We start from the raw sequence: 6,094 nt of genomic DNA on the forward strand, positions 1-6,094 counted from the left end.
CGGACGCAATAATCTTAGCATATTAAAATACTGTGGTGATCCATTTAAGGATGGTTCTACTTTTTCAGTACACTTTTTGAAGTGGTTTGTAAATACAAAACCGTTCATGTTGATGAACGGCTTTTTTTATGGTGGCCAGCCTTTAATTATCTTTTGTTTTTACAGCCTCCTTAGATTATTATTAACATAACATTGAAAAAGAAGCAAAAAGAAAGGGTAGAACTTAAGGACGCTTTTTAGTGATGATTGATAATTTACAAACCCCTTTATACAGAACCAATCAAATTAGAAGTCGTTCTACCCTGTTATACAAACCCTATATTTTTATTTTCCTAATTTCTCCTGATAATATCAATCGCTGTTCCAAAAAACTTTATCTATTGATTTTCTGACATTTAGGCGTGCCAAACTTTTTATTGACGTTTTCATTTTGGGACATTTTTCTCAATATAGAACATAAAACGGACAGCCTCACCGCGGTTGTTTTTCAATTTTACATCAGTAATTCACCATCCAGATGTATAAAACGAAATGATGCCATTAAAATAAATAAGCGAATCGGAGCAATAAGCCGCACTCACCCCTCTTAATTTTAAAGTACCACATTGAAATATGGGAAGCCATAAAAAACAAAAGGCAACTCAACAGTTGCCTTTTTATATTTCTTACGTCCTCGTAAGATGTAAAAGAATTGTGCCTAATTTTAATTGAATCGCAAAAGTTGAATTGAAAAGGGTAATTGAATAAAGCCCTAACCAATTTTTTTCTTCCCTAACAAATTATCTGTGCGATTATTGTTATTTCAAAATTACAAATTCAAATACAGAAAACCTCGGAACTACCTGTAATTTCAGCCTATTTCAGCAAACTACCTAAAACCTGATCGGCATTTTTAACATCCGTGATAAGTCAACTTTTCCAGCGATTTACATTTTTATTGTAAGAGTTGGCTATTGAGAAAACGTGTTTTGAATTTGACTAAAAAGAAAAGGGCAGTTCAACAACTGCCCTTATTAATGTTAACCCCCAAACACACAATAGGTCGGAACGACCTATCACCAACAAAGAAAATAATTCTTTTCTACTTACACAAATAAATATATCCAAATCCGCTAATTTTAGGCAATTCACCTACTCCTGACTCAGCATTTTTAACCCCTAAAATATCTGTAGTGTTCATTTCATTAGCCAATATAAAAACCCGGAATAAAATCCCGGGCTTATAGTTTTCAAACATTAATGATGCTTGATCAACAGCCTACCTTTTTTCCATCATGGCCATTAATGCTTCGTATGACTCTAATCCTTTTGCCCGGGCAAAAAATTCAGTATTCAAATCAATAGTTCCCAGTTCCAATAAAACAGCTCCAGTCTTCCCTTGCTCCTGCTACGTTTCCTCTTTCATAACGGCATAACCCTCGCACTAACAAAAGACTTTGATCGTAAAGCATGTAAGTGATTCCTCTGGTTAGAAGGCGTTCTGCTTTTTTCGATTTTCCTTTTTCAAAAAAACATTCTGCTCCCTGTGTGAAACAGCTGGTAGCTACTTTAAGAAATTTTTCATTCGTTTCTTCAGCATTTCCCGACAATGAGAATACAATAGAAACTTCCTGCTCCATTGCAACGGGAATACCATCTTTAATACCTGGTTTCCACATTCCATTTGTCGATTCAAGTACACGAATAAGTTCATCGTCAATTTCCGGGCACACACCATTTACAATGTCGATATCGGTTACTTTACCCTGAACATTTACGTTGAACTTAATCACTTCTGTTCCTTCCCGACCACAACGTTCTGCCTTTTCCGGATATTGAATATTTTCAGAGAGATAACGTTGCAAATAATTGGCATCAACATTCGAAAAATCAACATAGTTTTTAATTCCGGTAAAAGCAGGTGGAGAGATCGCTACTTCATCCAAAGAAACTTTTGGGGTATCATTTTGACCAACTGCCAGCAAACATATACATATTGCCAGCATAATAAATAATAATTTTTTCATGGCTTTCTGGTGTTTAATTAACATTAATAAGTAGGTTTCTGAATACTTTTCCTCCTTTCCTAAACAGAAACTTTTAGTATTCAAGTTACGTCGAAATGAAAAGTAAAGTCCTAAAACTATGTTGCATTCATTACACATGTTTCCAAATTCTTTAAACTATGAGCGCCTATTTAAACTATGTCTTATTAATGAACCCAGAATGGATTTTGAATGAATTTTGCAAATTGTAAGTTCACCAGTTGTTTCCCTCCCTGATGGAGCTTAATAAAAATACTTTTATTGTTCACCCCAGAATGTCAGGGGTTGCAATTTTCTTCTGCTGCTTATATCCAGAACCAAAGAAAAAGTAGCAAAACAACGAGCAATATCGCAACAATAATGACCCAAATATGACGGTTTAGCCGGTGGTATAAATTGGGACCGGGTTTTATTCTTCTGCCAGATTTGAATTCTGTTTCAGGGTTATTCTGCCAATTAGGGAGGTGTTTATGGGCACCCGGAGAATGACCAAAATAATCATGAAAACACTTGTTAAAATAGCTGGCGCTACTAAAACCAACCTTGTAGGCTATTTCCGAAACGGTATTATTATTATTTTCTTTTAGCAACTCGCTCGCGTGAAGCAAACGTGTTTCGCGAATAAAAACAACTGGCTGATTTGCCGGTGAGACTTTTTAATTTCCTGTATAACTGCGATCGGCTTAACCGGACTTCCTTGGCCAAAACATTTACCCCAAAATCATCTTCCGACAATTTTTGTAACACGATTCTACGCAGTTCAGATAAAAACTCAGAATGTGGCGAAGCATAGTTATTTTCATGTTGACCGAACACGTAAATTTTGGTTAATAGTAATCATCTTTCCCTGCATTTGGAACAGGATGGAATTAAATCGTAATAGAATACGAAATTTTGCCGAAAAAAATTTAAGCACCAAGTTTAAATGTTTGTGAGAAAAGGGAATGAAGTATGATGTAGATAAAACAAAATAGAGGACTGAAACCAAATAGAAATAGTGGCGTTAAGCTCCAATCTGTATTTCTTCGGCCATTCGTTCAGCACTTTCAATTCCGGAATTTAACACCAAATCGGTTAGGTTAAGGCTATCGATGTATTGCACCGCTTCGGTGTAAGACCGTATATCGCGTCTTACTTCTAAAATGGTAATATCCGGATCGGGATTATCTACCATTTCGTTATACACAGGCGCTCTGAACTCGGCCATAGGAACTATAACCTCCTCATTGTAATTGTAGATAAAATCGTTGTGGCGGGCAAAAACAAATTCCAGATCGGTATGATTAAAACCCGCTTTGTAAAACCGTGCAAAACACAGATACACTTTCCCATCGGGCAGCCCGTAAAAGTGCACCGGGTAGTGGGTTGGTAAAAATGTCATACTGGATTTGTGGATTAACCTGCTTAATGATTTCATAATTCGCAAGTTAAAGTGGTTTTATCGCTTGCTAAGTTAATGAAATTTATAGCCCTTAAAGCATCTGTTTTTTATCTAAATGTTAAAAGATGTTATATTCAATATTAAATCACTCAACTACACACCAGGGCTAAGCAAAAAACAGGCGATTTTCAGATTTTAACCCTATTTATTGAAAGTATTCAGGTATTGAATGGCTTGAAAAAGTAGCTTTCGGTACTCGTCGGTTTCGTAGGTTCGTTTATCGTGACCAGGCTGTATATAAACAATCGCTGAGGCGTTATACCGGTTCTCCCACGCAACATATTCAGCACTTTTAGGATGACGCGTTCTCAACAATGGTTTTACATTGTCGGAGATTCGAATATTATCGTATACCTCGTCGAAAAAACGTAACTCGCGAAATCCGGCAGTTACAGGAGTATAATTTTCAATCGAGCAATATACCCACATATCATGTTCATATTCCGACCATTTCTCTTCAGGGACTTTTCGGCTTTGCTCGACATAACGACCTCCTACAATTTCCTCAAATGCCGGCCAGTTTTGATACGAAACGAGCGAATGATGTAGAAATAAAAATGGTTTTCCCTCTTTAGTCAGTCGTATATAAGCAGCTTTCTCATCCCGGGTTATTTTGTTCCACATATCGTAAAAAACAAGTACATCAAAATCGTCGGCGACACCATTTGCAATTGCTTTGTTGGCATTGGGTTGAGCAAAATGTGTATACTCAATTTCCGGCATCCGATCGAACAGTTGAAAAAACTGGAGCGTATCGAAACTATGTCCTCCGGTAACCAACATTACTTTTATTGGTTGAGCAAAAACAACACCTGCAAAAAGGCTGAGAATTATTAAAAGTAAAGTTTTCTTCATTATTATTTTTTAAGATTGAACCCCAAATGGACGGTCTCTGTGTATCGCGAAAATAAAAAAAACATCTGTATGATATTAATACGAAAAAGTATTGTTGTTAACACCGGAAATTCATAAATCGCTGAATTAAAGTTTTACAGGAATAAAAATTACCCTATTTTTGGTTAAATTAATTCAGAAAACACATTTCCATGAACAAAAAATTATTTCTTCTTTACTTCTCGTTAATTGTAGCTGCTTTTATATCGTGCGACCATATGGACGATGTTGAACCGGTAACTCCGGCCAATGATTATCTTGTTGATGCAGAATTGCAATTTCGGATCTCGAAAACGGTAATTGATTTAACGATTTCCGCTGCAAGTGTGGAATACGAAGAATTATCTGCGATAAGCGACCTCATATATTCCGGAGTTGATGTTTATAAAATTACCTACAAAACTACTTTCGACGATAGTCCGGTTTTGGCATCGGGTGTAGTTGCCATCCCCGACGTTGATGGTGATTACCCGGTTTTAAGTTACCAAAACGGTACCAACACGGAACACAGTAAAACACCCAGCGTTGATTCAGAAAACCAGCTTTTCAAAATGCTGAAAATGATGGGATCCACCGGTTTTATAATTTCGCTACCCGACTACCTGGGTTTTGGCGAATCTGACGATATGTTTCACCCGTACCTGCATCGCGAGTCGACTGTACAAACTGTTACCGACATGCTGGAAGCAGTACGTGAATTTATCGATAACAAGGAAGGAATTTCGCTAAACGACGACTTGTACCTGGCGGGATATTCGCAAGGAGGATGGGCAACCATGCAGGTTCAGCAGGCCATTGAGGCCGATGCCGGTTTTTCATACAATTTAAAAGCTAGTGCCTGCAGTGCCGGTCCATACAACCTGGCAACACTTAACGAATATGTTGTTGGGTTGGAAGATTATCCGCAACCCTATTTTCTGGCGTATATTTTTAACAGCTACCTGAAACTCGGTCTTGAAACACCTGTAAATACCGTTTTTCAGGAACCGTATGCCGATAAAATTGAAACAATGTTTGACGGTCAGGCTTCAGGAGCCGATTTAAACGCTGAGCTAACTACTACCGTTTCCGACTTATTTACACCTGAATACCTTGCCGGATGGAATACAGAAGCAAACTATGCGCCTGTTATTGAGATGTTGCATGATAACAGTGTTCCGGCTTTTGTACCCTCTGTACCGACCACCTTATTTTACGGAACAGCCGACACTTATGTGCCGCCAATTGTGAGTGAAGAAAAGTATGATGAATTTATAGCCGCCGGTGCATCCACAAATTTAGTTCGGAAAATTCCTCTTGAAGGGCTCGACCACCCCGGAGGTGTTCTTCCATCAGGAGTGGCATCAATACTTTGGTTTCTGGAACTGAAAAATGCAGCGATGTAAGAAAGCCTGGAGAACAAAGCAGCAGACGGAAGTCCCGGATCCTTATTGAAACTTCATTAAAAGATATTTTACAGACTCCAAAACGATTCAGATTCATATTTTGCGTGCAAAATGCCAATCCTGACAGTTCAGATTCATATTTTCTGTACAAATTATCAATCCTGACGGTTCAGATTCATATTTTCTGCACAAAATATCAATCCTGACGGTTCAGATTCATATTTTCTGCGCAAAAAATCAATCCTGACGGTTCAGATTCATATTTTCTGCGCAAAAAATCAATCCTGACGGTTCAGATTCATATTTTCTGCGCAAAATGCCCATTCCAAAGCCGCTACCGCGCGAATCAC

General features: G+C 37.8%; 5 protein-coding genes. 1 reads left to right on the top strand and 4 read right to left on the bottom strand.

The features are described from left to right. Window positions 1-1,337: 1,337 nt before the first annotated feature. The 4 genes from ABZB17_RS19420 to ABZB17_RS19435 form a co-directional block, all read right to left on the bottom strand. The gene (locus ABZB17_RS19420) at window positions 1,338-2,006 is read right to left on the bottom strand and encodes an energy transducer TonB (RefSeq protein WP_372652708.1); all 669 of its coding nucleotides are present in this window, start codon (window positions 2,004-2,006) and stop codon (window positions 1,338-1,340) included. A gap of 323 nt (window positions 2,007-2,329) precedes the next feature. Continuing rightward, complete coding sequence (locus ABZB17_RS19425) at window positions 2,330-2,647, bottom strand: helix-turn-helix domain-containing protein (protein ID WP_372652714.1); 318 nt, start codon at window positions 2,645-2,647, stop codon at window positions 2,330-2,332. Window positions 2,648-3,027: 380 nt separating this feature from the next. Beyond that, window positions 3,028-3,441, bottom strand: a complete 414-nt coding sequence (locus tag ABZB17_RS19430; protein ID WP_303917394.1) for a hypothetical protein — start codon at window positions 3,439-3,441, stop codon at window positions 3,028-3,030. A gap of 165 nt (window positions 3,442-3,606) precedes the next feature. Then, a complete protein-coding gene (locus ABZB17_RS19435) occupies window positions 3,607-4,320 on the bottom strand; it encodes a ThuA domain-containing protein (protein ID WP_372652710.1) in 714 nt (237 codons plus the stop codon). Between the two features lie 191 nt (window positions 4,321-4,511). On the opposite strand from ABZB17_RS19435, the gene ABZB17_RS19440 reads away from it, so the two are divergent. Further along, window positions 4,512-5,744 (top strand): alpha/beta hydrolase family protein, encoded by a 1,233-nt coding sequence (locus ABZB17_RS19440; RefSeq protein WP_372652712.1) that lies wholly within the window; start codon window positions 4,512-4,514, stop codon window positions 5,742-5,744. The last annotated feature ends 350 nt before the right edge of the window (window positions 5,745-6,094 follow it).

Source organism: Draconibacterium sp. (genome assembly GCF_041583095.1).
Taxonomy (GTDB): Bacteria; Bacteroidota; Bacteroidia; order Bacteroidales; family Prolixibacteraceae; genus Draconibacterium.

Coding starts and splice junctions, on each gene's coding strand:
- ABZB17_RS19420 (WP_372652708.1), bottom strand. CDS start 2,006: ATGAAAAAATTATTATTTATTATGCTGGCAATATGTATATGTTTGCTG.
- ABZB17_RS19430 (WP_303917394.1), bottom strand. CDS start 3,441: ATGAAATCATTAAGCAGGTTAATCCACAAATCCAGTATGACATTTTTA.
- ABZB17_RS19435 (WP_372652710.1), bottom strand. CDS start 4,320: ATGAAGAAAACTTTACTTTTAATAATTCTCAGCCTTTTTGCAGGTGTT.
- ABZB17_RS19440 (WP_372652712.1), top strand. CDS start 4,512: ATGAACAAAAAATTATTTCTTCTTTACTTCTCGTTAATTGTAGCTGCT.